The organism is Bradyrhizobium sp. PRIMUS42 (assembly GCF_023006515.1).
Taxonomy (GTDB): domain Bacteria; phylum Pseudomonadota; class Alphaproteobacteria; order Rhizobiales; family Xanthobacteraceae; genus Bradyrhizobium.
The window spans coordinates 1-932 of the sequence record NZ_JALBGZ010001288.1 but is presented as its reverse complement, the minus strand read 5'-3'; the positions used below and the strand labels follow the sequence as shown (position 1 = coordinate 932).

The 932-nt window shown below is 63.6% G+C and carries 1 protein-coding gene and 1 pseudogene; both read left to right on the top strand.

Going from position 1 to position 932, the window contains the following annotated elements; translation table 11 throughout:
• Positions 1-525, top strand: a 525-nt coding sequence (locus tag MOV75_RS39770) for an AAA family ATPase (RefSeq protein ID WP_247008316.1), incomplete at its 5' end; no start/stop codon positions are given.
• Positions 522-932 (top strand): annotated as a pseudogene (locus tag MOV75_RS39765) (ABC transporter permease); the annotation flags it as partial. The gene MOV75_RS39770 and the pseudogene MOV75_RS39765, both read left to right, overlap by 4 nt.

The following is a 932-nucleotide window of genomic DNA, read 5'->3' as shown; positions in this document are numbered from 1 at the left end:
GAGCTCTCCGGCGGCTGGAAGCAGCGACTGGCGCTCGGAGCCTGCACGCTGCCCAATCCGCAACTCCTGCTGCTCGACGAGCCCACCGCCGGCGTCGATCCCAAGGCGCGGCGCGACTTCTGGAATGAGATCCACGCGCTCGCCGCCGAGGGCCTCACCGTGCTGGTCTCGACTCATTACATGGACGAAGCCGAGCGCTGCCACGAGATCGCCTACATCGCGTACGGCCATCTGCTGACGCACGGCACGGTGGAGGAGGTGATCGCCAAATCTGCGCTCACGACCTACACTGTGACGGGCGAGGATCTGAACGAGCTCGCGGCCGAGCTTACCGGCAAGTCCGGGATCGACATGGTGGCGCCGTTCGGCACCTCGCTGCACGTGTCCGGCCGCGACGCCACGGCGCTCGAAGCCAGCATCGCGCCTTGGCGCGAAAAGAGCGGTCTGCATTGGCAGAAGTCGTCGCCATCGCTGGAAGACGTGTTCATCGAGCTGATGGGTCGCTCCAGGGACAATTTCCAATGAGTGCTGTGGATCATCCCGCACCACGCCACGAAATCCGGGAACGCTTCGGCTTCCTGCGGCGCTCTTATGCGATGCTGGTCAAGGAGTTCATCCAGCTCAAGCGAGATCGCGTGTCCTTCGCGATGATCGTGATGCTGCCGGTGATGCAGCTCATGCTGTTCGGCTATGCCATCAACACCACGCCGCACCATCTGCCGAGCGCCGTGTTGCTCCAGGAGGACTCTGATCTTGCCCGTTCGGTCCTGAAAGCTCTCGAGAATACGGCCTATTTCCGCTTCCTCTATGAGGTGCACGACGTCGACGATTTCGACAACCTGCTGAAATCCGGCAAGGTGCTATTCGGCGTCGAGATCCCGCGCGGCTTCGAGCGCGCGGTGCGGCGCGGCGACAGGCCGGCGCTGCTGGTG